We start from the raw sequence: 21,876 nt of genomic DNA, 5'->3' as shown, positions 1-21,876 counted from the left end.
TCGGTAGCATCAAGCACCGGCCCCGGAGGCGCGACCGCCCCTTCCCACCGCCGGTCGACGTTGCCGGAGGTGCCCCATGAGCGCAGAGGCCACCAATCCAGGTGCCACTCCCGTCCGCAGACGGGGCCGCCCCCGGATCGATCTCCGCAGGCTCGGCCGCGTCGCCCTGCTCGGCCCGGTCCCCCGGGACCGGCTGCCGGACGCCATCGCCCATGTCGCCGAGGCGCACCGCGCCCACCACCCCGACGCCGACCTCGCCGTCCTGCACCGGGCCTACGTCCTCGCCGAGAGCTCGCACCGCGGACAGATGCGCAAGAGCGGCGAGCCGTACATCACGCACCCGCTCGCGGTCACCCTCATCCTCGCCGAGCTCGGCGCCGAGACCACCACGCTGACCGCGTCCCTCCTCCATGACACGGTCGAGGACACCGAGGTGACCCTCGACCAGGTGCGGGAGCAGTTCGGCGAAGAGGTCTGCTACCTCGTCGACGGCGTGACCAAGCTGGAGAAGGTCGACTACGGGGCCGCCGCCGAGCCGGAGACCTTCCGCAAGATGCTCGTCGCCACCGGCGACGACGTCCGGGTGATGTCGATCAAGCTCGCCGACCGGTTGCACAACATGCGCACGCTCGGCGTGATGCGCCCCGAGAAACAGGCCAGGATCGCCAAGGTCACCCGGGACGTGCTGATCCCCCTCGCGGAACGGCTCGGTGTGCAGGCGCTCAAGACCGAGCTGGAGGATCTCGTCTTCGCCATCCTCCATCCCGAGGAGTACGCACACACCCGCGCCCTGATCTCCGCCGCGACCGCCACCGGGGACCCGCTCACCGCTGTCGCGGACAAGGTCGCCTCGGTGCTGCGGGAGGCCGGCATCACCGCCGAAGTGGCTTTCAGGCCACGCCACTTCGTCTCCGTGCACCGGGTCAGGATCAAACGCGGCGAACTGCGCGGCAGTGACTTCGGACGCCTGCTCGTGCTCGTGGCCGAGGACGCCGACTGCTACGCCGTCCTCGGCGAGCTCCACACCTGCTTCACCCCGGTGATCTCGGAGTTCAAGGACTTCATCGCCTCACCCAAGTTCAACCTGTACCAGTCGCTGCACACCGCGGTGGTGGGCCCGGACGGCGAGGTCGCCGAGGTCCTCATCCGTACGCACCGCATGCACAAGGTCGCCGAGGCCGGCGTGATCGCGCTCGGCAATCCGTACGCCGCGGACGGCGCGGCGCCGAACGCCGAGTCCGCGGACGGCACCGCACCGGGCGCCGAACCCGCCGACGGCGAACGGGCCGACCCGACCCGCCCCGGCTGGCTCTCCCGCCTCCTCCAGTGGCAGCAGTCCGCCCCCGACCCCGACACCTTCTGGACCACCCTGCGCGCCGACCTCGCCCAGGACCGCGAGATCACCGTCTTCCGCACCGACGGCGGCACGCTCGGCCTGCCCGCGGGCGCCACCTGCGTCGACGCCGCCTACGCGCAGTACGGGGACGCCGCGCACAGCTGTATCGGGGCCCGGGTGAACGGCCGGCTGGCCACCCTCAGCACCGTGCTCGGCGACGGCGACACGGTCCAGCCGCTCCTGGCCGAGGACGCCGCGTCCGGGCCCTCGCCCGACTGGCTCGACCACGCCCGGACGCCCACCGCGCGCATCGCCATCACCGGCTGGCTCGACGCCCACCCGCAGGACGCGGAATCCGCAGCCGCGAGCGCCCCCGACAACCGCCGGTCCGGCCCGCAGCCGGACCGGTCCACCCGGCCGGCGCCGTCCGGATCCACCGGGACGGCCGGCCGCACCGTGAGCGCCGTGGTCGAGCGGCCCGACACCACCGTGCGTCTCGCGGGCTGCTGCACCCCGGTACCCCCCGACGAGGTAACCGGCTTCACGGTGCGCGGCGGCGTGGTCACGGTGCACCGGCTGGAGTGCCCGGTCGTGGCCGGGATGGAGGCCGTCGGCCGGGTGCCGGTCGCCGTGAGCTGGGGCGACGCCGCCGCCTGCCGAGTGACCCTGGTGGCGGAGTCCTTCGGGCGGCCCCGCCTCCTCGCGGACCTCACCGAGGCGATCGCCGGAGCGGACGCGGCGGTCATCTCCGCCACCGTCGAACCCCCCAGCGAACAGCGCGTACGCCACACGTACACCCTGCAACTCCCCGACGCGGCCGGACTGCCCGCGCTGATGCGTGCCATGCGCGACGTACCGGGGGTGTACGACGTGAGCCGCGCCCAGCACCCGGCCGCCGCGATCTGATCCGCCGCGCCGCACCCTCCGCCACGGCGGTCCCCGTTCGGGTGGCGCGGTGCGCGCCGTCCCGGTATGGCGGGGGTGGCGCTGGTAGCCGTAGTCCATGCCGTTCCTCTCCCGCCGTCTGCGGGCCGCCCTGCTGGCCACCGCATCGGCCACCACTCTTGTCGCCGCCACCCTGCCCGCACCGGTGCCCCTCGGCATCGGGGACCCGCTGTTCCCGCATCTGGGCAACCCCGGATACGACGTACTCGCCTACGACATCGGCCTCACCTACGGGGGCCGCAACAGCGAACCGCTCGACGCCGTCACCACGATCGACGCGCGGACGACCGAGCCGCTGGACCGGATCAACCTCGACTTCGCCCGTGGCACCGTCCGCTCCGTCGAAGTCAACGGCCTGCGCGCGGAGTTCGCGGCCGAGGACGAGGACCTGATCATCGAGCCGATCGGCAGCCTCCCCGCGGGAATCCCCCTGCGCATCACCGTCCGCCACACCAGCGACCCCTCGGGCGAGCGGGACAGCGGCGGCTGGGTGCGGACCGCCGACGGGCTCGCCATGGCCAATCAGGCCGACGCCGGGCACCGGGTCTTCCCCGGCAACGACCACCCCGCGGACAAGGCGTACTTCACCTTCCACGTCACCGCCCCGCAGGAGCTGACCGTGGTGGCCAACGGTCAGCGGACCGGGCGAATCCGGCACGGCGACCGGACCACCTGGACCTACCGGACCGACCACCCCATGGCCACCGAGCTGGCCCAGGTCAGCATCGGCCGGTCGACCGTCGTGGAGCGCACCGGTCCGCACCGGCTTCCCGTGCGCGACGTCGTACCGACCGCCGACCGGGAGAAACTGGAGCGCTGGCTGAAGAAGACCCCCGGCCAGCTGGAATGGATGGAACAGCAGGTCGGCCGCTACCCGTTCGAGAACTACGGCGTGCTGGTCGCCGACACGGAGACCGGCTTCGAGCTGGAGACCCAGACCCTCTCCCTCTTCGAGCGCCGCCTGTTCACCGACGCCGGCTTTCCCGAGTGGTACGTCGACTCGGTCATGGTCCACGAGCTGGCCCACCAGTGGTTCGGCGACAGCGTCTCCCCGCGGACCTGGTCCGATCTCTGGCTCAACGAGGGACACGCCAGCTGGTACGAGGCGCGCTACGCCGAGGAGCACGCAGGCAAGCCGCTGGAGCGCCGGATGCGTGACGCCTACCGGCGCTCGGACGGCTGGCGTGCCGTCGGCGGCCCGCCGGCCCGTCCCGCCGCGCCCGCGCCGGGCGAGAAGATCAGCCTGTTCCGGCCGGTGGTGTACGACGGAAGCGCACTGGTCCTCTACGCGCTCCGCCAGGAGATCGGCAACGATGCCTTCGACCGGCTGGAGCGGCTCTGGGTGCGCAAGCACCGTGACTCCAACGCCGCCACGGCCGACTTCACCGCCCTCTCGTCCCGGGTGGCCGGACGCGATCTGACCGCGTTCTTCGACGGCTGGCTGTACGGCAGGAAGACGCCCCCCATGCCGGGCCACCCGGACTGGGTGAGCACCGCCCCCGTGGGCGGCGGGAAACCCGCGTGACGGGCGGGACCCGCCGTGCCACTATCGACGGGTCGCACCGTGGCCTGACCGGAGAGAACCGGTCGGGTCGCACCGTGGCCGGACCGAAGAATCCCGGGGAGAAATCCCCGGGGAATCATTCCGGGAGGTCACACGTTGTGACTGATGTAGCTCATACCTATCGACGTAAGGATCCAATGACCTCCTCTTCTTCCCTTCCCCAGGACGCGCAGGAAGCGCAGAGTGCCACGGAGAATGTCACCGAGAGCCTCACCGAAAGCCTTCGGGCCGACGCCCTGATGGAAGAGGACGTCGCCTGGAGCCACGAGATCGACGGAGCGCGGGACGGCGACCAGCTGGACCGCTCCGACCGCGCCGCACTGCGGCGCGTGGCGGGACTCTCCACCGAACTCGAGGACGTCACCGAGGTCGAGTACCGACAGCTGCGCCTGGAGCGCGTCGTGCTGGTCGGTGTCTGGACCTCCGGCACGGTGCACGACGCGGAGATCTCGCTCGCCGAGCTTGCGGCACTCGCCGAGACGGCCGGAGCCCAGGTGCTCGACGCCGTCTTCCAGCGTCGTGACAAGCCCGACCCGGCCACCTACATCGGTTCCGGCAAGGCGCTCGAACTGCGCGACATCGTTCTCGAAACAGGGGCGGACACCGTCGTGTGCGACGGTGAGCTCAGCCCCGGCCAGCTGATCCATCTGGAAGACGTCGTCAAGGTCAAGGTGGTCGACAGGACCGCCCTGATCCTCGACATCTTCGCCCAGCACGCCAAGTCCCGTGAGGGCAAGGCGCAGGTCTCGCTGGCACAGATGCAGTACATGCTGCCGCGCCTGCGCGGCTGGGGCCAGTCGCTGTCCCGTCAGATGGGCGGCGGCGGTTCCAGCGGCGGTGGCGGCATGGCCACTCGTGGCCCCGGTGAGACCAAGATCGAGACGGACCGGCGACGGATCCGCGAGAAGATGGCGAAGATGCGCCGGGAGATCGCGGAGATGAAGACCGGCCGCGAGATCAAGCGCCAGGAGCGCAAGCGCAACAAGGTGCCTTCGGTCGCCATCGCGGGCTACACCAACGCCGGTAAGTCCTCGCTGCTCAACCGGCTGACCGGTGCGGGTGTGCTGGTGGAGAACGCCCTGTTCGCCACCCTCGACCCGACCGTGCGCCGGGCCGAGACGCCGAGCGGGCGGATCTACACCCTCGCCGACACCGTCGGGTTCGTACGGCATCTGCCGCACCACCTGGTCGAGGCGTTCCGCTCCACCATGGAGGAGGTCGGCGAGTCCGATCTCATCCTGCACGTGGTGGACGGCTCGCACCCGGTGCCGGAGGAGCAGCTCGCCGCTGTGCGCGAGGTGATCCGCGAGGTGGGTGCGGTCGACGTGCGCGAGATCGTGGTGATCAACAAGGCGGACGCCGCGGACCCGCTGGTTCTCCAGCGGCTGCTGCGTAACGAGAAGCACGCGATCGCGGTGTCGGCACGGACCGGCGCCGGCATCGACGAGCTGCTCGCGCTCATCGACAGCGAGCTGCCGAGGCCGTCGGTCGAGATCGAGGCACTCGTGCCCTACACCCAGGGCGGACTCGTCTCCCGGGTGCACGCCGAGGGCGAGGTTATCTCCGAGGAGCACACCTCCGAGGGCACCCTGCTCAAGGCCCGCGTGCACGCGGAGCTCGCTTCGGACCTCGCCGCGTTCGTACCCGCGGTGCACTGACCGCCGCCGCAGCAGCAGCAGCAAGCACGGACGGAGGGCCCGCACCCCATGGGTGCGGGCCCTCCGTCCGTTTCCGGGTGCGTGCTACTTGGACCCGAACTTCTCGCTCATCATCGTGAAGATCTGCTGGGCGCCCTCGCCGAGGTGCGGTCCGGCCAGCCAGCCGGCCGTCACCGGTCCGATGGAGGTGTTGGAGACCAGCGCCAGCTTGCCGTCGCTGCCTTCACTGAACCAGCCGCCCCCGGACGAGCCGCCGGTCATGGTGCAGCCGATGCGGTACATCGTGGGGGTGGCGGGGCTGATGGAGAGCCGGCCGGGACGGTCGACGCACTTGTGCATGATCAGACCGTCGTACGGGGGTGCGGCGGGGTAGCCCCAGGCTCCCATCGCGCTGATCTTCGCGGCCTCGGGGGCCGCGAAGTTGACCGGCAGGGCGTTGCCCACGGTCTCCTCGAGGGACTTGGTGCCGTGCTCCGGCTTCACGTGCAGCACCGCGTAGTCGTACGGGGCGCCCTCGCCGCCGGTGGGGCCTCCGTCGGTCAGCCACTCGCCGGAGGTGCTGGCCCAGTCGGCCCAGTAGGCGCCGTACGGGGCGACCTCCTGCGGCTGCGCGTTCTTCAGCGACGCTGCGTCCTTGCCCTGATCGTTGTAGGCGGGCACGAAGACGATGTTGCGGTACCAGCCGCCCTTCGCTCCGGCGTGGACGCAGTGACCGGCCGTCCACACCAGGTTGGACCTGCCCGGGCTCTCCGGGTCCTTGACGACGGTGCCCGAGCAGACCATCGAGCCCTCGGGGGAGTCGAAGAACACCTTGCCGACCGGCGCCGCGTAGTCGTGGTACGGCGTCTTCTCGCGCGCGGCCGTGACCGGTTCGGGCTCCGGGTCGCTGACACCCTGGGCGCCCGAGAGGTCCCCGGCCGACATCGTCTTGGCCGGGTCCTTCGCCGTCTTCATCCGGTCGGGCTTCCACAGCCCGTCGATGACCGGGTTGACGAAGTCCTTGGCCTCACGCAGCCACTTGTCCTTGTCCCAGTTCTTCCACTGGCCGCTCTTCCACTGGTCCAGATCGACACCGTGCTTCTTCAGGGTGTCGGCCAGATCGGTGGACAGGCCACCGCCGAAGCCGTTGCCGTCGGCGGACGTGGTGGCCGCGGGCTTGCCGGCCGCCGGGTCCTCGCCGGGACCGCAGGCCGTCGCCGTCAGCGCGAGGACGGCGACGAGGCCGGTCGCGGTGAGCAGCGGACGTATGGATCGCATGGAAAAGATTCCCCCTGAAACCTTCAGAATGGCATGAGCGTGTCATGCCGTGCGCCGGAATGGCCGGCTGTCGGTGATGTGCGGGGACCACCCTATGACGGCCCGGGCGGCGGTCGGTTGCCCCCGGAGCGCGGCGGGAGCCGCGGGCGGCCCAGGGGCCTTCGGCGGAAGGTGTTCCGCCGAAGGCCCCTGATGCGTCGTCACATGTTCGTGCCAGGACGGTAGTGGCGAGGCTCTACTGTCCCGCGTACTTCTTGCTGACCGAGTCGTAGACGCCCTTGGCTTCCTTGCCGAGGCGGGGTCCGGCCAGCCAGCCGGCCGTCACCGGGCCGATGGAGGTGTTGGAGACCAGTGCGGGCTTGCCGTCCTGACCCGCCGCGACCCAGCCGCCACCGGAGGAACCCCCGGTCATCGTGCAGCCGATGCGGTACATCGTCGGGTCGTCCCTGGTGAGCGAGAGCCGGCCCGGCTTGTCCGCGCAGCGGAAGAGCTTCTGGCCGTCGTACGGAGGAGCGGCCGGGAAGCCGGTGGCCGTCATCTCGGCGATCTTGGGCACCGCCGGGGCGTTGAACTCGACCGGCAGAGCCGAACCGACCGTCTCCTCCAGGGACTTGCCCGTGGACCCCTTCTCCGGCGTCACATGCAGCACGGCGAAGTCGTACGGGGCTCCGAGGCCGCCGACCGAGGCGCCCTGGTCGATCCACTGCTCGGAGGTCTGCGCCCACGAGCCCCACCACACGCCGTACGGGGCGACCTTCTCCTTGGGCGGGTTGTTCCGGAGCTCGTCGGTCGACAGCCCGCTGTTGTTATACGACGGCACGAAGGCGATGTTGCGGTACCAGCCGCCCTTCTTGCCCGCGTGCACACAGTGACCCGCGGTCCACACCATGTTGGACTTGCCGGGATGCGCCGGGTCCTTCACCACGGTCGCCGAGCAGACCATCGAACCCTCGGGGCCGTCGAAGAACAGCTTCCCCGACTCGGCGGCGTTGTCGTGGTACGGCGTCTGCACGCCAACGGCCCTGACGGGGACGGGTGTCGGGTCCGTCACGCCCTCGTCGCCGGAGATGTCGTTGTCGACCGGCTGCTCGGGCGCCTTGTCCGCGTCCCGCATCCGGTCCGGGTCCCAGAGGCCCTCGATGATGGGGTTGATGTAGTCCTTGGCCTCACGCAGCCACTTGTCCTTGTCCCAGTTCTTCCAGTCGCCGCTCTTCCACTGGTCGAGGTCGATCCCGTGTTCCTTGAGCCGGTCCTTCAGATCGTCCGGAATGGCGATCTTGCCGTCCGACGTCTGGCCCGCGGAACTGCTGCTCGGCTCGGTGGCCGCCTGCTCGTCGCCCGGCCCGCAGGCCGTCGCGGTGAGGGCGAGGACGGCGGCGGTCGCCGCCGTGGCGAGCACGGTGGAACGGGTGCGGCGAGCGCTCCCCGCACGGCGACCGGTGAATCCTGGTCGAATGAGTCGCATCTGGTGATCCCCCTGGGACTTCGTAACCCAACGCTTCTGTACGGCACTTCTGTACTGCTCGACCGCATCCGGTCCGGCTCCGGCGGACGGCGGTCCGGGCGCCTTTCCGGGCAGTCACGGCTGCCCGGAACGCTGTCCCGGGGCTGCGGCACGGTCCCCCACTATGCCGGTGCGGTTCCCGACGGCGTGCGGCAGGGCCGGGTTCGGGCCCGCAAGGATCTTCGGATTTACCCGTGATCCTCCGCGTCCGGCGTCGTTGGTACGTACGGGGGACACGGAGACAGCGTTCACCCCCGCAGTCCGTCCTTGCGGAATCGTGCTGACGTGCAACGCAACTGTTACAGCGGGAGGATCAACAGCCGTGGCCGTGACCGAACCAGCTCCGGCACCACCCCTCGCGCCGCACGAAGGCATCCTGCGCCGCCAGTCGCTGCGTGAGTCCGCCGCCCGCACCTATGCGCGTTCGCTGCCGATCGTGCCGGTACGGGCCCGGGGACTGACCATCGAAGGAGCGGACGGGCGGCGCTATCTCGACTGCCTGTCCGGAGCCGGGACCCTGGCCCTCGGGCACAACCACCCCGTCGTCCTGGAAGCGATCAAGAAGGTCATCGACTCCGGCGCGCCGCTGCACGTGCTCGATCTGGCCACGCCCGTCAAGGACGCCTTCACCACGGAGCTGTTCGCCACGCTGCCGCGGGAGTTCGCCGACAACGCCCGCATCCAGTTCTGCGGACCCGCCGGCACCGACGCGGTCGAGGCCGCGTTCACCCTGGTCCGCGCCGCCACCGGCCGCAGCGGGCTGCTCGCCTTCACCGGCGCCTACCACGGCATGACCGCGGGGGCGCTGGCCGCGTCCGGCGGCGCCGAGGACGTCCGGGTGACCCGGCTGCCCTTCCCGCAGGACTACCGCTGCCCCTTCGGCACCGGCGGCGAGCACGGTGCGGAACTCGCCGCGCGCTGGACCGAGAGCGTGCTGGACGACCCCAAGAGCGGAACCCCCGCACCGGCCGGGATGATCCTCGAACCCGTCCAGGGCGAGGGCGGGGTCAATCCCGCGCCCGACGGCTGGATGCGCCGGATGCGGGAGATCACCGCCTCCCGGTCCATCCCCCTGATCGCCGACGAGGTCCAGACGGGGGTGGGCCGGACCGGTGCCTTCTGGGCCGTCGAACACAGCGGCATCGTGCCCGACGTGATGGTGCTGTCCAAGGCCATCGGCGGATCCCTCCCACTCGCCGTGATCGTCTACCGCTCCGAACTCGACACCTGGCAGCCCGGGGCCCACGCGGGCACCTTCCGCGGCAACCAGCTCGCCATGGCCGCCGGCACCGCCACCCTGGCCTACGTGCGGGAGAACGGGCTCGCCGACCGGGCCGCCGACCTAGGCGCCAGGATGCTCGCCAGCCTGCGAGGACTGGTCTCCCGCCACCCGTGCATCGGTGATGTCCGCGGGCGGGGCCTGATGATCGGCGTGGAACTCGTCGACCCCGAGGCCGCCCCGGTCGGCGCCGGCGGCGAGGCGCCGCCGGACCCCGTCCTCGCCACGGCCGTCCAGCAGGAATGCCTGCGCCGCGGGCTCATCGTCGAACTCGGCGGCCGTCACTCCACCGTCGTACGACTGCTGCCACCCCTCACGCTCACCGACGAACAGGCGACAGCGGTCGTCGACCGCCTCGCCGACGCCCTGGCAGCCGCCGAGCGCTCCCCGCACCGGCGGACCGCGACCGGGTCGATCCGCTGACCCGGCACACCCTCACAGGAAAGACCGCCGTGAACCCCACCCCCGCGCCCGAGGCCGACGGCCCCGACTCCAGCCGCCACCCGGGAGAGGCCGGGCCCTCGGGCCACCTCGCCGTCGAGGCGTCGACCGTGCCGCGCCAGAAGGAGGTGCCGCACGCGCAGTGGCCCGCCCACCGGACGGCGACCGCCTGTGCCGCACCGGCGGCCGGCCCGCTCGAGCACCCCGATCCGCTGGACCACCCCGACCCGCTCCATGCCGCCGACGTGGCGGGCATCGAGAACCTGCTGCGCTGCTGGGTCCGCGAGTGCGACCTGCCCCGCCCGCAGGGGGAGACCCTGCGCATTCCGCTCCCCGCCAGCGGCACCGCCCTGCTCGTCCCCGTCCGCCACTGGTCCGCCACCGGCTGGCACCGGTTCGGCCCGCCCCTCCTGGAACAGGCCCCCGAGGGCGCGCCCACCGCCGACGCCGTCACCGTCGCGGCCCTCCTGGGCCGGGAGGCGGACCACCACCACGACGGCGCCGACATGGTGGCCAGGGTGGCCGACTCCGTACGGCGGACCGCCGGATTCATCGCCGAGCGACGGCGCCGGCCCGCCGCGCCCCCCGAGGCGGACCTCTTCCTCACCGCGGAGCAGTCACTCCTCCTCGGCCACCCGCTCCACCCCTCGCCCAAGAGCAGGGAAGGCCTCTCCGACTCCGAGTCCCGCCTCTACTCACCCGAGTCGCACGGCTCCTTCCCCCTCCACTGGATGGCCGTCGACCGGTCCGTACTGGCCACCGACTCCGCCTGGACCGAACACGGCCGGCCGGTCCCCGCCGCGGAACTCGTGGCCCGCCACGCCGAGGGCCTGCGCCACCCCGCGCACACCACGCCGATCCCGCTCCACCCCTGGCAGGCCCGCGAACTGGCGATGCGGCCCGAAGTCGCCGCCCTCGCAGACGCCGGTCTGCTGCACGACCTCGGCCCCTTTGGCGAGCGCTGGCACCCCACCTCCTCGGTGCGCACCGTGCAACGGCCCGGCACCGACCTCATGCTCAAGCTCTCCCTCGGCGTACGCATCACCAACTCCCGCCGGGAGAACCTCCGCAAGGAACTCCACCGGGGCGTCGAGGTCCACCGGCTGCTGCGCAGCGGACTCGCCCGGCAGTGGCACGCGGTCCACCCCGCGTTCGACATCGTCCGGGACCCCGCGTGGCTCGCGGCCGACACCCCCGAGGGCGAACACATCCCGGGCCTCGACGTCATGCTGCGCCACAACCCCTTCGACCGGTACGACGACGCGGTCTGCATCGCCGGACTCACCGCGCCGCGCCCCTGGCCGGACCGGGCCGGCATGTGCTCCCGCCTCGCCGACATCGTCCGCCGCCTCGGGACCGCCACCGGGCGGACCACGACCGCCGTCGCCGCCGAGTGGTTCCTGCGCTACCTGGACCGCGTGGTGCGGCCGGTCCTCTGGCTGGACGGCAACGCGGGCGTCGCCCTCGAAGCGCACCAGCAGAACACGCTGGTCCTGCTCGACGCCGAGGGCTGGCCGGTCGGCGGCCGCTACCGCGACAATCAGGGCTACTACTTCCGCGAGTCCCACCGCGCCGCTCTCGACCGCAGGCTCCCCGGCATCGGATCGGTCAGCGACACCTTCGTCTCCGACGCCGTCACCGACGAACGCTTCGCGTACTACCTCGGCATCAACAACGTGTTCGGACTGATCGGGGCGTTCGGCTCCCAGCAGCTCGCCGACGAGCGGGTGCTCCTCGCCGCATTCCGCCGGTTCCTCGGATCGGCCACCGCGCTGGGGTCCCCGCTCCCCGCGCAGCTGCTGGAATCCCCCCGCCTGCGCTGCAAGGCCAACATGCTGACGCGCCTGCGCGGCCTCGACGAACTCGTCGGGCCCGTGGACACCCAGTCCGTCTACGTCACCCTCACCAACCCCTTGTGCGGCTGAGGGGCCCACCCCGTCCCAGCCGGGACGCCCACCGTCGAGAGAGGAGAGCGCCACCGTGCCTCCCACCGATGCGCCCACGGCCCCCGGGCCCGGCGCCGCCCAGACCGGCCCGGGCGCCGAGGACACGCTCGATCTGCGCCTCACCGCCGAACTGCTCGCGCTCCTGGGGGAGGAGGGGCCCGTAACCAGGGCCCCGGCCTCAGGAGGCCCCGCGTACGGACCGGAGGACTCCGGTCCGCTGCTCGGCCGGCCCGCGGAGTGGAAGCCCGTCACGACCTCGGCCGGAGTGTTCCAGCTCGTCCCCGTGCGGCTGGAGCGCGACCTCCCGCTGATCAGCCGCTGGATGAACGACCCCGCCGTCGCGGCCTTCTGGGAGCTTGCCGGGGACGAGACGGTCACCGCGCGGCACCTGAAGCCGCAACTCGACGGCGACGGACGCAGCATCCCGTGCCTGGGCGTGCTGTCGGGCGTCCCGATGAGCTACTGGGAGATCTACCGGGCCGACCTCGACCCCCTGGCCCGGCACTGCCGGATCCGGCCGCACGACACCGGGGTCCACCTCCTCATCGGCGACGCGGACCAGCGGGGCCAGGGGATCGGGAGCACCCTGCTCCGCGCGGTCGGTGACCTCGTGCTCGACCACCGTCCCCGGTGCACACGGGTCGTCGCCGAGCCCGACCTCGGGAACGCACCCTCCGTCTCCGCCTTCCTGAGCGCCGGATTCCGCTTCGCCGCCGAGGTCGAACTCCCGGAGAAGCGGGCCGCGCTGATGGTCCGCGACCGGCCCCACCGCGCCCAGCTGTGAACGATCCGCTGTCCTGCCCCCGCCGCTCGAACCCCGTCGGTTTTCTCCCGAGGAGTCCCCGTGACGCAATATCCCGCGAGCAGTGACGCAGCCCAGTCGCCCACGCTGCTCAGCACCCCGGAACTGAACCGCGCGGTCTGGGACCGGGCCGCCGCCCGGATGCTCGCCAAGATGCTCGGCGAATTCGCCTACGAGGATGTCATCCGGCCCCTTCCACGATCCGCCGGCGGCGACACGTACACCCTCGTGCTCGACGACGGTGGCAGCCTGAGCTTCACCGCCCGCCGAGGGGTCTACGGCAGCTGGCGCGTCGCCCCCGACTCGATCCGCGAGGCGAGCAGCGCGGCGACGGAGGCGGACCTGGCGGCCTGCGAGGTGATCGGCGCGGATCCGGGGGCGTCCCCGGCAGCCCGGGAAGCGCGCGGCGAGGCGACGGAGGCGGATGCGGCCGGCGCCGGCGTCGGGGCCCCGGCGGACCCGGGCCAGGTCGCGGGCAGCGTCCCCTTCCGGGACCCGCTGCTGTTCCTCGCCCGCGCCCGCCGCCTCATCGGGCTGGACGGCGCCACCCTCGGCCACCTCGTCCGCGAGCTCACCACCACGCTGACCGCCGACGCCCGCCTGGACCACGGCGCCCTCGGCGCCGCCGAGCTGGCCGACCTCGGCTACGCCGAGCTCGAAGGCCACCAGACGGGCCACCCCTGGATCGTCGCCAACAAGGGACGGCTCGGCTTCTCCGCGACCGACGCGGCCCGCTTCACCCCCGAGGCCCGCACCCCGGTCACCCTGCCGTGGATCGCCGTCTCCTCACGGATCGCCGCCTACCGGGGCGTGAGCGCGCTCACCGACCCCGGCCGGCTCTACGCCCAGGAACTGGACCCCGCGGTCCGTGAATCCTTCGCCGCCGTCCTGCGCGGCCGCGGCCTCGACCCGGACGGCTACCACTTCCTCCCCGTCCACCCCTGGCAGTGGGACGAGTGGATCGTGCCCCTGTTCGCCCCGGCCATCGCCGTCGGCGACATCGTCCCCCTGCACGCCGATGCGGACCTGCGGCTCCCGCAGCAGTCCATCCGCACCTTCGCCAACCTGACCCGGCCCGACCGGCACACGGTCAAGCTGCCGCTGTCCATCCTCAACACCCTGGTCTGGCGGGGCCTGCCGACCGAACGCACCCTCGCCGCACCCGCAGTCACCAACTGGGTGCAGGGGATGCGCGACAGCGATCCGTTCCTGCGCGACACCTGCGGCGTCATCCTCCTCGGGGAGGTCGCCTCGGTCACGGTGGAGCATCCGCTCTACGACCACCTCCCCGAGACGCCGTACCAGTTCAAGGAGATCCTCGGAGCGATCTGGCGCGAGCCCCTCCTGCCGCGCCTCGCGCCCGGTGAGCGGGCCCGCACCCTCGCCTCGCTGCTGCACACCGATCCGCAGGGCCGCGCCTTCACCGCCGAGCTGGTCGCCCGCTCCGGACTCACGCCGACCGGCTGGCTCACCCGGCTCTTCGCCGCGCTGCTCCCGCCGCTGCTGCACTTCCTGTACCGCTACGGCACCGTCTTCTCCCCGCACGGCGAGAACGCCATCGTCGTCTTCGACGAGAGCGACGTCCCGGTGCGCCTGGCGATCAAGGACTTCGTCGACGACGTGAACATCAGCGCCCGGCCGCTGCCCGAGCACGACACCATGCCGCCGGACGTACGCCGCGTCCTGCTCACCGAGGAACCCGCCTTCCTCACCCAGTTCATCCACTCCGGTCTCTTCACCGGAGTCTTCCGCTTCCTGTCCCCGCTCTGCGAGGAACAGCTCGGCGTCCCGGAGCGCGTGTTCTGGTCACTCGTCCGGGCGGAGATCCTGCGCCACCACGCCCGCTTCCCCGAGCTGAAGGACAGGTTCGAGATGTTCGACATGCTGACGCCCCGCATCGAGCGCCTCTGTCTCAACCGCAACCGCCTGCACCTGGACGGCTACCGCGACCGGCCCGAGCGGCCGCACGCGGCGGTGCACGGCACGGTGGCCAATCCGCTCCACCCCTCCGCGTGAGTCCGCCAGTGGCCGTCGTTGTCAGTGGGGCCCCGTAGGCTGGTCGGGCTATGACGAAGCCATCCCTCCCCGAGCTCCTGCACGCCGCCGTGACCGCCGTCGGCGGTACGGAGCGACCCGGCCAGGCCGCCATGGCCGGTGCCGTCGCCGAGGCCGTGGACGACCGATCCCACCTGCTCGTCCAGGCCGGCACCGGCACGGGCAAATCGCTCGGCTATCTGGTGCCCGCCCTGGCCCACGGCGAGCGCGTCGTGGTGGCCACGGCGACCCTGGCCCTCCAGCGCCAGCTCGTGGAGCGTGATCTTCCGCGAACGGTCGACGCCCTGCATCCGCTGCTGCGCCGCCGCCCCCAGTTCGCCATGCTCAAGGGCCGGTCGAACTACCTCTGTCTGCACCGCCTCCACGAGGGCGTGCCGCAGGAGGAGGAAGAGGGGCTCTTCGACCAGTTCGAGGCCGCGGCGCCGTCGAGCAAGCTCGGTCAGGACCTGCTGCGCATGCGGGACTGGGCGGACGAGACCGAGACGGGCGACCGGGACGACCTCACCCCCGGCGTCTCGGACCGGGCCTGGGCGCAGATCTCCGTCTCCTCCCGGGAGTGCCTGGGCGCCACCAAGTGCGCGTACGGGGCCGAGTGCTTCGCCGAGCAGGCCCGGGAGCGGGCCAAGCTCGCCGACGTGGTGGTGACGAACCACGCCCTGCTGGCCATCGACGCCATCGAGGGTGCCCCGGTGCTCCCGAGCCACGAGGTCCTGATCGTCGACGAGGCGCATGAGCTGGTCTCCCGGGTCACCGGAGTGGCGACCGGCGAGCTCACGCCCGGCCAGGTCAACCGCGCGGTGCGCCGCGCGGCGAAGCTGGTCAACGAGAAGGCCGCCGACGCCCTGCAGACGGCGTCCGAGGGCTTCGAGCGGGTGATGGAGCTGGCTCTGCCGGGCCGGCTGGAGGAGGTGCCCGAGGACCTCGGGTACGCACTGATGGCGCTGCGCGACGCCGCTCGTACGGTGATCACCGCGCTCGGCTCCACGCGCGACAAGTCCGTGGCGGACGAGGACGCGGTCCGCAAACAGGCGATGGCCTCGATCGAGTCGATCCACGGGGTGGCCGAGCGCATCACCCAGGGCTCCGAGTACGACGTCGTCTGGTTCGAGCGCCACGACCGCTTCGGCGCCTCCGTGCGGGTCGCGCCGCTCTCGGTGTCCGGGCTGCTGCGCGAGAAGCTCTTCGCCGAGCGCTCCGTGGTCCTCACCTCGGCCACCCTCAAGCTCGGCGGGGACTTCAACGGCGTGGGGGCGTCCCTCGGCCTCTCCCCGGAAGGCACCGCGGGCGATGACATCCCGCAGTGGAAGGGCCTGGACGTCGGTTCGCCCTTCGACTACCCGAAACAGGGAATCCTGTACGTGGCCCGGCATCTGGCGACCCCCGGCCGGGAGGGGTCCCGCACCGACATGCTGGACGAGCTCGCCGAGCTCGTGGAAGCCGCGGGCGGGCGCACACTCGGACTGTTCTCCTCCATGCGCGGGGCCCAGGCCGCCGCGGAGGAGCTGCGGGGCCGGCTGGAGAAGCCGATCCTGCTCCAGGGCGAGGAGACCCTGGGGGAGCTGATCAAGAACTTCTCGGCCGACCCCGAGACCTGCCTCTTCGGAACGCTCTCGCTCTGGCAGGGCGTCGACGTCCCCGGCGCCAGCTGCCAGCTCGTGGTCATGGACCGGATTCCGTTCCCGCGGCCCGACGATCCGCTGATGAGCGCGCGCCAGAAGGCCGTCGAGGAGGCGGGGGGCAACGGCTTCATGGCCGTGGCCGCCACGCACGCGGCCTTGCTGATGGCCCAGGGCGCCGGCCGTCTGGTGCGGGCCACCGGGGACAAGGGCGTCGTCGCGGTGCTCGACCCACGCCTGGCCAATGCCAGGTACGGCAGCTATCTCCGCGCCTCGCTCCCCGACTTCTGGTACACGACCGACCCGAACCAGGCACGCCGTTCGCTCGCCGCGATCGACGCGGCGGCCAAGGCCGACGGGAAGTAGCCGGGCGCGGGCCCCTGAGACATGAGCAGGGCCCTTGGATCCGCACTGCGGATCCAAGGGCCCTGCGGGGCGGGGCTTCAGACCCGCCGCAGCACCGCCACGACCTTGCCGAGAATCGTCGCCTCGTCACCGGGGATCGGCTGGTACGCGGAGTTGTGCGGCAGCAGCCACACATGGCCGTCCTCGCGCTTGAAGCGCTTGACCGTGGCCTCGCCGTCCAGCATCGCGGCCACGATGTCGCCGTTCTCCGCCACGGGCTGGCGTCGCACGGTGACCCAGTCGCCGTCACAGATCGCCGCTTCGATCATCGAGTCACCGACGACCTTCAGCACGAAGAGCTCACCGTCCCCGACCAGCTGGCGGGGGAGGGGGAACACGTCCTCGACCGATTCCTCGGCGAGGATCGGACCACCGGCCGCGATCCGGCCGACCAGCGGCACGTAGGACGCCGCGGGCTTCCCCGTGGTGTCCGTGGCCTGTGTGCTGGGCTGGTCCGAGCCACGCACCTCGTACGCCCGCGGGCGATGGGGGTCGCGGCGCAGGAACCCCTTGCGCTCCAGGGCCATCAGCTGATGTGCGACGGAGGACGTGCTGGACAGGCCCACCGCCTGACCGATCTCCCGCATCGACGGGGGGTAGCCCCGCCGTTGTACGGAGTCCCGGATGACCTCGATCACTCGCCGCTGCCGGTCCGTGAGCCCCGAGCTGTCCGCCCGGATTCCAGGAGGTCGTCCGGGCAGCGAGCGCGCTGGGCGCGCGGGCTCCGGCCCCTCCGTGTTCGTGACTGAGTCATTCATGGCATGCACCGGCTCGAGTCGGCTCTGGGAGCGGTCCTGGGCAGTGATGATGGCACTGTCTGCGGTGGTGGTCACGTCGGCCCCTCTCGAATGGTCTCCCTAGCTGGACAACGGTAGTAGCTTTCGAAAGGTTGCGCCAAACACACGTTCGAGTGAAAAACGAATAAAAGCCTGTCGCGTGTTCGGTGCTGGGTGTATGAGCGAAGCCGGGAGTGTTTCGCCGCTCGGTCCGCCCACAGGGCCCGTCCGGGTGGGGCGACCGTCAATTCGGACCATGACGCTACCCTCCACCCCCGCGGCGCCCACGCGCGGGGGTGGTCCCACATGCCTGCGTCCGGCCCTTCGCGCCGCCCGGCGGCCGCCTCCCCGCACTCCGCCGCGCCGCCCGCTTCCCGTACCCTCTTGGTCGGCCGTACGCTGCCTTCCGGCCGCCCGGGGTGCCCGACACGCGCTAGGGCCAGATGCGCGACCAAACCCAAGATCTAGTGGTTGGATTGCTACAGCCACCCAGAAGTTGTGGTCCCCGTCCATCGGGGGTGTGGTCATCGCCTATGCTTGAGACCGCTTCGAAGGCCCCCCACCGGGCCTGAAGAGGCTATTCAGTCGTGCTGAGAAGGAGGGTTGGGAGCCATGCACTGCCCCTTCTGCAGGCACCCCGACAGCCGGGTCGTCGACAGTCGCACCACCGACGACGGGACCTCGATCCGCCGGCGTCGCCAGTGCCCCGACTGCTCCCGCCGTTTCACGACGGTCGAGACGTGTTCGCTCATGGTGGTCAAGCGCAGCGGCGTCACCGAGCCCTTCAGTCGTACCAAGGTCATCTCCGGCGTGCGCAAGGCGTGCCAGGGGCGGCCGGTCACCGAGGACGCTCTCGCCAAACTCGGCCAGCGGGTCGAGGAGGCGGTGCGGGCCACCGGCAGCGCCGAGCTGACCACGCACGACGTGGGTCTGGCCATCCTCGGCCCCCTGCAGGAACTCGACCTCGTCGCCTACCTGCGGTTCGCGTCCGTGTACCGGGCGTTCAACAGCCTCGAAGACTTCGAGGCCGCCATCGTGGAACTCCGCGAGCGGCGGCCTCCCGTACAAGGATGCGGGACCGGCGAGACCCTGGAGGTCCCCGTTCCCGCCGTCGCCGCCGACTGAGCGGCACCCGCCGGCCCCGCTGATCCGATGATCGGCCGCGGGCCGGCACCTGGACCTGCTCCGGGCGGCGCATGACGTACGCGGCGTCCGAAGCATCAGACACACACGGTGCCCGGGGAAGTTCTCGGCACCTCAGGGCGTTTTTGCCCACGTATGCCACATATGGGAGGCGGCATGACAGAGACGGCGAGCGGCCAGGCACGAGGTTCCCGCACCAAGGGGCCCAAGTCGACTGCGACCAAGCAGGGCCTGCGTATCGAGCGCATCCACACCACCCCCGGCGTGCATCCGTACGACGAGGTGGCGTGGGAGCGCCGTGACGTCGTCATGACCAACTGGCGCGACGGCTCGATCAACTTCGAGCAGCGTGGCGTCGAGTTCCCCGGCTTCTGGTCGGTGAACGCGGTCAACATCGTCACCAGCAAGTACTTCCGCGGGGCTGTCGGCACCCCTCAGCGCGAGACCGGTCTGCGACAGCTGATCGACCGGATCGTGAAGACGTACCGGAAGGCCGGCGAGGACTACAGCTACTTCGCTTCCCCCGCGGACGCCGAGATCTTCGAGCACGAGCTGGCGTACGCCCTCCTGCACCAGATCTTCAGCTTCAACTCGCCGGTCTGGTTCAACGTCGGCACGCCCCAGCCGCAGCAGGTCTCCGCCTGCTTCATCCTGGCCGTCGACGACTCCATGGAGTCGATCCTCGACTGGTACAAGGAAGAGGGCATGATCTTCAAGGGCGGCTCCGGCGCCGGCCTGAACCTCTCCCGTATCCGCTCCTCCAAGGAGCTCCTCTCCTCCGGCGGCAACGCCTCCGGCCCGGTCTCCTTCATGCGCGGCGCGGACGCGTCCGCCGGAACGATCAAGTCCGGTGGCGCCACCCGCCGCGCGGCCAAGATGGTCATTCTCGACGTCGACCACCCCGACATCGAGAACTTCATCGAGACCAAGGTGAAGGAGGAGGAGAAGATCCGCGCCCTGCGTGACGCGGGCTTCGACATGGACCTGGGCGGCGACGACATCACGTCCGTCCAGTACCAGAACGCCAACAACTCGGTCCGGGTGAACGACGAGTTCATGAAGGCCGTCGAGTCCGGCGGGAAGTTCGGGCTGCGCGCCCGCATGACCGGCGAGGTCATCGAAGAGGTCGAGGCCAAGTCCCTCTTCCGCAAGATGGCCGAGGCGGCCTGGGCCTGCGCCGACCCGGGCATCCAGTACGACGACACCATCAACGCCTGGCACACCTGCCCCGAGTCCGGCCGGATCAACGGCTCGAACCCGTGCAGCGAGTACATGCACCTGGACAACACCTCGTGCAACCTTGCCTCGCTCAACCTGATGAAGTTCCTCAAGGACGACGGCAAGGGCAACCAGTCCTTCGAGTCCGAGCGCTTCGCCAAGGTCGTCGAGCTGGTCATCACCGCGATGGACATCTCGATCTGCTTCGCCGACTTCCCGACCGAGAAGATCGGCGAGAACACCCGCGCCTTCCGCCAGCTCGGCATCGGCTACGCCAACCTCGGCGCCCTGCTGATGGCGACCGGTCACGCGTACGACAGCGATGGCGGCCGCGCGCTCGCCGGTGCCATCACCTCGCTGATGACCGGCACCTCGTACAAGCGCTCCGCCGAGCTGGCCGCGGTCGTCGGCCCGTACGACGGCTACGCCCGTAACGCCGAGCCGCACCAGCGCGTCATGAAGCAGCACGCCGACGCCAACGCCGTGGCCGTGCACGCCGACGATCTGGACAACCCGGTCTGGGCCGCAGCGACGGAGGCCTGGCAGGACGTCATCCGCCTCGGCGCGAAGAACGGCTTCCGCAACGCGCAGGCCTCGGTCATCGCCCCCACCGGCACCATCGGTCTCGCGATGTCCTGCGACACCACCGGCCTCGAGCCCGACCTCGCCCTGGTCAAGTTCAAGAAGCTCGTCGGCGGCGGCTCGATGCAGATCGTCAACGGCACCGTCCCGCAGGCCCTGCGCCGCCTGGGCTACCAGGAGGAGCAGATCGAGGCGATCGTCGCCCACATCGCCGAGCACGGCAACGTGATCGACGCCCCCGGCCTGAAGACCGAGCACTACGAGGTCTTCGACTGCGCGATGGGCGAGCGTTCCATCTCGGCGATGGGCCACGTCCGCATGATGGCGGCCATCCAGCCGTGGATCTCGGGCGCGCTCTCCAAGACGGTGAACCTGCCGGAGACGGCCACCGTCGAGGACGTCGAGGAGGTCTACTTCGAGGCGTGGAAGATGGGCGTCAAGGCGCTCGCGATCTACCGCGACAACTGCAAGGTCGGCCAGCCGCTCTCCACCAAGAAGTGGGAGGAGAAGAAGGACGAGGTCACGGCCAAGGCCGAGGACACCATCCGTACCGCGGTCGAGAAGGTCGTCGAGTACCGCCCGATCCGCAAGCGTCTGCCCAAGGGCCGTCCCGGCATCACCACCTCCTTCACGGTGGGCGGCGCCGAGGGTTACATGACCGCCAACTCCTACCCGGACGACGGTCTCGGCGAGGTCTTCCTGAAGATGTCCAAGCAGGGCTCGACCCTCGCGGGCATGATGGACGCCTTCTCCATCGCCGTCTCGGTCGGTCTGCAGTACGGCGTCCCGCTGGAGACGTACGTCTCGAAGTTCACCAACATGCGCTTCGAGCCGGCCGGCATGACGGACGACCCGGACGTGCGGATGGCGCAGTCGATCGTCGACTACATCTTCCGCCGCCTGGCGCTGGACTTCCTGCCCTTCGAGACCCGTTCGGCCCTCGGCATCCACTCCGCCGAGGAGCGCCAGCGCCACCTCGACACCGGTTCCTACGAGCCGACGTTCGAGGAGGAGCAGCTGGAGGCCGAGAGCCTGGCCCAGTCGGCTCCGACCGCACAGCCGGAGCCGCTGAAGGTGGTCACCACCGTCGAGGAGGCCGGCACGCCGGCTCCGAGGACGGCGCACACCTCGGCGGAGCTCGTCGAGATGCAGCTCGGCATCAGCGCCGACGCCCCGCTCTGCTTCTCCTGCGGTACGAAGATGCAGCGCGCCGGTTCCTGCTACATCTGCGAGGGCTGCGGCTCGACCAGCGGTTGCAGCTGACCGGACCCGGTGCCCCGTGAGGGGCCACGGCCTCACCGAAGGGGGCGGGCAGGACTCCGATGGCGGAGTTCCTGCCCGCCCCCTTT

Annotated in this window: 13 protein-coding genes; 10 read left to right on the top strand and 3 right to left on the bottom strand. The window is 71.1% G+C overall.

Translation table 11 applies throughout. The features are described 5' to 3' along the window. Positions 1 to 76 precede the first annotated feature (76 nt). From ABTX18_RS30550 to hflX, 3 genes are all read left to right on the top strand, one after another. Positions 77 to 2,242 (top strand): RelA/SpoT family protein, encoded by a 2,166-nt coding sequence (locus ABTX18_RS30550; protein WP_352126024.1) that lies wholly within the window; start codon positions 77 to 79, stop codon positions 2,240 to 2,242. A gap of 97 nt (positions 2,243 to 2,339) precedes the next feature. Continuing rightward, positions 2,340 to 3,806, top strand: coding sequence for a M1 family metallopeptidase (locus tag ABTX18_RS30545; protein ID WP_352126023.1), 1,467 nt, complete (start codon positions 2,340 to 2,342; stop codon positions 3,804 to 3,806). A 176-nt stretch (positions 3,807 to 3,982) separates the two neighbouring features. Then, entirely contained in the window at positions 3,983 to 5,503 is a 1,521-nt protein-coding gene (gene hflX, locus ABTX18_RS30540; RefSeq protein ID WP_352126022.1) for a GTPase HflX, read from the top strand. Positions 5,504 to 5,587: 84 nt separating this feature from the next. Here hflX and ABTX18_RS30535 read toward each other — a convergent pair whose 3' ends face one another. Both ABTX18_RS30535 and ABTX18_RS30530 read right to left on the bottom strand, forming a co-directional pair. Beyond that, a complete protein-coding gene (locus ABTX18_RS30535) occupies positions 5,588 to 6,760 on the bottom strand; it encodes a trypsin-like serine peptidase (protein ID WP_352126021.1) in 1,173 nt (390 codons plus the stop codon). 235 nt (positions 6,761 to 6,995) lie between these two features. After that, positions 6,996 to 8,225 carry a trypsin-like serine peptidase gene (locus ABTX18_RS30530; RefSeq protein WP_352126020.1) on the bottom strand — a complete coding sequence of 410 codons (1,230 nt, stop codon included), beginning with the start codon at positions 8,223 to 8,225 and terminating at the stop codon, positions 6,996 to 6,998. A 361-nt stretch (positions 8,226 to 8,586) separates the two neighbouring features. On the opposite strand from ABTX18_RS30530, the gene ABTX18_RS30525 reads away from it, so the two are divergent. The 5 genes from ABTX18_RS30525 to ABTX18_RS30505 are packed head-to-tail and all read left to right on the top strand — an operon-like array spanning position 8,587 to position 16,769. Next, on the top strand, positions 8,587 to 9,966 hold the full coding sequence (locus tag ABTX18_RS30525; protein ID WP_352126019.1) for a diaminobutyrate--2-oxoglutarate transaminase family protein: 1,380 nt from the start codon (positions 8,587 to 8,589) through the stop codon (positions 9,964 to 9,966). Between the two features lie 29 nt (positions 9,967 to 9,995). Then, positions 9,996 to 11,909 carry an IucA/IucC family protein gene (locus tag ABTX18_RS30520; RefSeq protein WP_352126018.1) on the top strand — a complete coding sequence of 638 codons (1,914 nt, stop codon included), beginning with the start codon at positions 9,996 to 9,998 and terminating at the stop codon, positions 11,907 to 11,909. A 55-nt stretch (positions 11,910 to 11,964) separates the two neighbouring features. After that, positions 11,965 to 12,714, top strand: coding sequence for a GNAT family N-acetyltransferase (locus tag ABTX18_RS30515; protein ID WP_352126017.1), 750 nt, complete (start codon positions 11,965 to 11,967; stop codon positions 12,712 to 12,714). Between the two features lie 60 nt (positions 12,715 to 12,774). Beyond that, on the top strand, positions 12,775 to 14,748 hold the full coding sequence (locus ABTX18_RS30510) for an IucA/IucC family protein (protein WP_352126016.1): 1,974 nt from the start codon (positions 12,775 to 12,777) through the stop codon (positions 14,746 to 14,748). A 50-nt stretch (positions 14,749 to 14,798) separates the two neighbouring features. Beyond that, on the top strand, positions 14,799 to 16,769 hold the full coding sequence (locus ABTX18_RS30505) for an ATP-dependent DNA helicase (protein ID WP_352126015.1): 1,971 nt from the start codon (positions 14,799 to 14,801) through the stop codon (positions 16,767 to 16,769). A 77-nt stretch (positions 16,770 to 16,846) separates the two neighbouring features. Here the strand turns inward: ABTX18_RS30505 and lexA are convergent, their stop codons facing one another. Then, positions 16,847 to 17,641 carry a transcriptional repressor LexA gene (lexA, locus tag ABTX18_RS30500; RefSeq protein ID WP_136327878.1) on the bottom strand — a complete coding sequence of 265 codons (795 nt, stop codon included), beginning with the start codon at positions 17,639 to 17,641 and terminating at the stop codon, positions 16,847 to 16,849. 555 nt (positions 17,642 to 18,196) lie between these two features. On the opposite strand from lexA, the gene nrdR reads away from it, so the two are divergent. After that, positions 18,197 to 18,709, top strand: coding sequence for a transcriptional regulator NrdR (gene nrdR / locus ABTX18_RS30495; protein WP_352126014.1), 513 nt, complete (start codon positions 18,197 to 18,199; stop codon positions 18,707 to 18,709). A gap of 174 nt (positions 18,710 to 18,883) precedes the next feature. After that, the gene (locus ABTX18_RS30490; protein WP_352126013.1) at positions 18,884 to 21,790 is read left to right on the top strand and encodes a vitamin B12-dependent ribonucleotide reductase; all 2,907 of its coding nucleotides are present in this window, start codon (positions 18,884 to 18,886) and stop codon (positions 21,788 to 21,790) included. Positions 21,791 to 21,876: the final 86 nt, after the last annotated feature.

Origin of the sequence: Streptomyces sp. NPDC096323, assembly GCF_040302845.1 — a bacterium.
Lineage (GTDB): Bacteria > Actinomycetota > Actinomycetes > Streptomycetales > Streptomycetaceae > Streptomyces.
Note: the sequence above shows the minus strand (reverse complement) of the source record. Positions and strands in the feature narration are given on the sequence as shown.

Coding starts and splice junctions, on each gene's coding strand:
- ABTX18_RS30550 (WP_352126024.1), top strand. CDS start 77: ATGAGCGCAGAGGCCACCAATCCAGGTGCCACTCCCGTCCGCAGACGG.
- ABTX18_RS30545 (WP_352126023.1), top strand. CDS start 2,340: ATGCCGTTCCTCTCCCGCCGTCTGCGGGCCGCCCTGCTGGCCACCGCA.
- hflX (WP_352126022.1), top strand. CDS start 3,983: ATGACCTCCTCTTCTTCCCTTCCCCAGGACGCGCAGGAAGCGCAGAGT.
- ABTX18_RS30535 (WP_352126021.1), bottom strand. CDS start 6,760: ATGCGATCCATACGTCCGCTGCTCACCGCGACCGGCCTCGTCGCCGTC.
- ABTX18_RS30530 (WP_352126020.1), bottom strand. CDS start 8,225: ATGCGACTCATTCGACCAGGATTCACCGGTCGCCGTGCGGGGAGCGCT.
- ABTX18_RS30505 (WP_352126015.1), top strand. CDS start 14,799: ATGACGAAGCCATCCCTCCCCGAGCTCCTGCACGCCGCCGTGACCGCC.
- nrdR (WP_352126014.1), top strand. CDS start 18,197: ATGCACTGCCCCTTCTGCAGGCACCCCGACAGCCGGGTCGTCGACAGT.
- ABTX18_RS30490 (WP_352126013.1), top strand. CDS start 18,884: ATGACAGAGACGGCGAGCGGCCAGGCACGAGGTTCCCGCACCAAGGGG.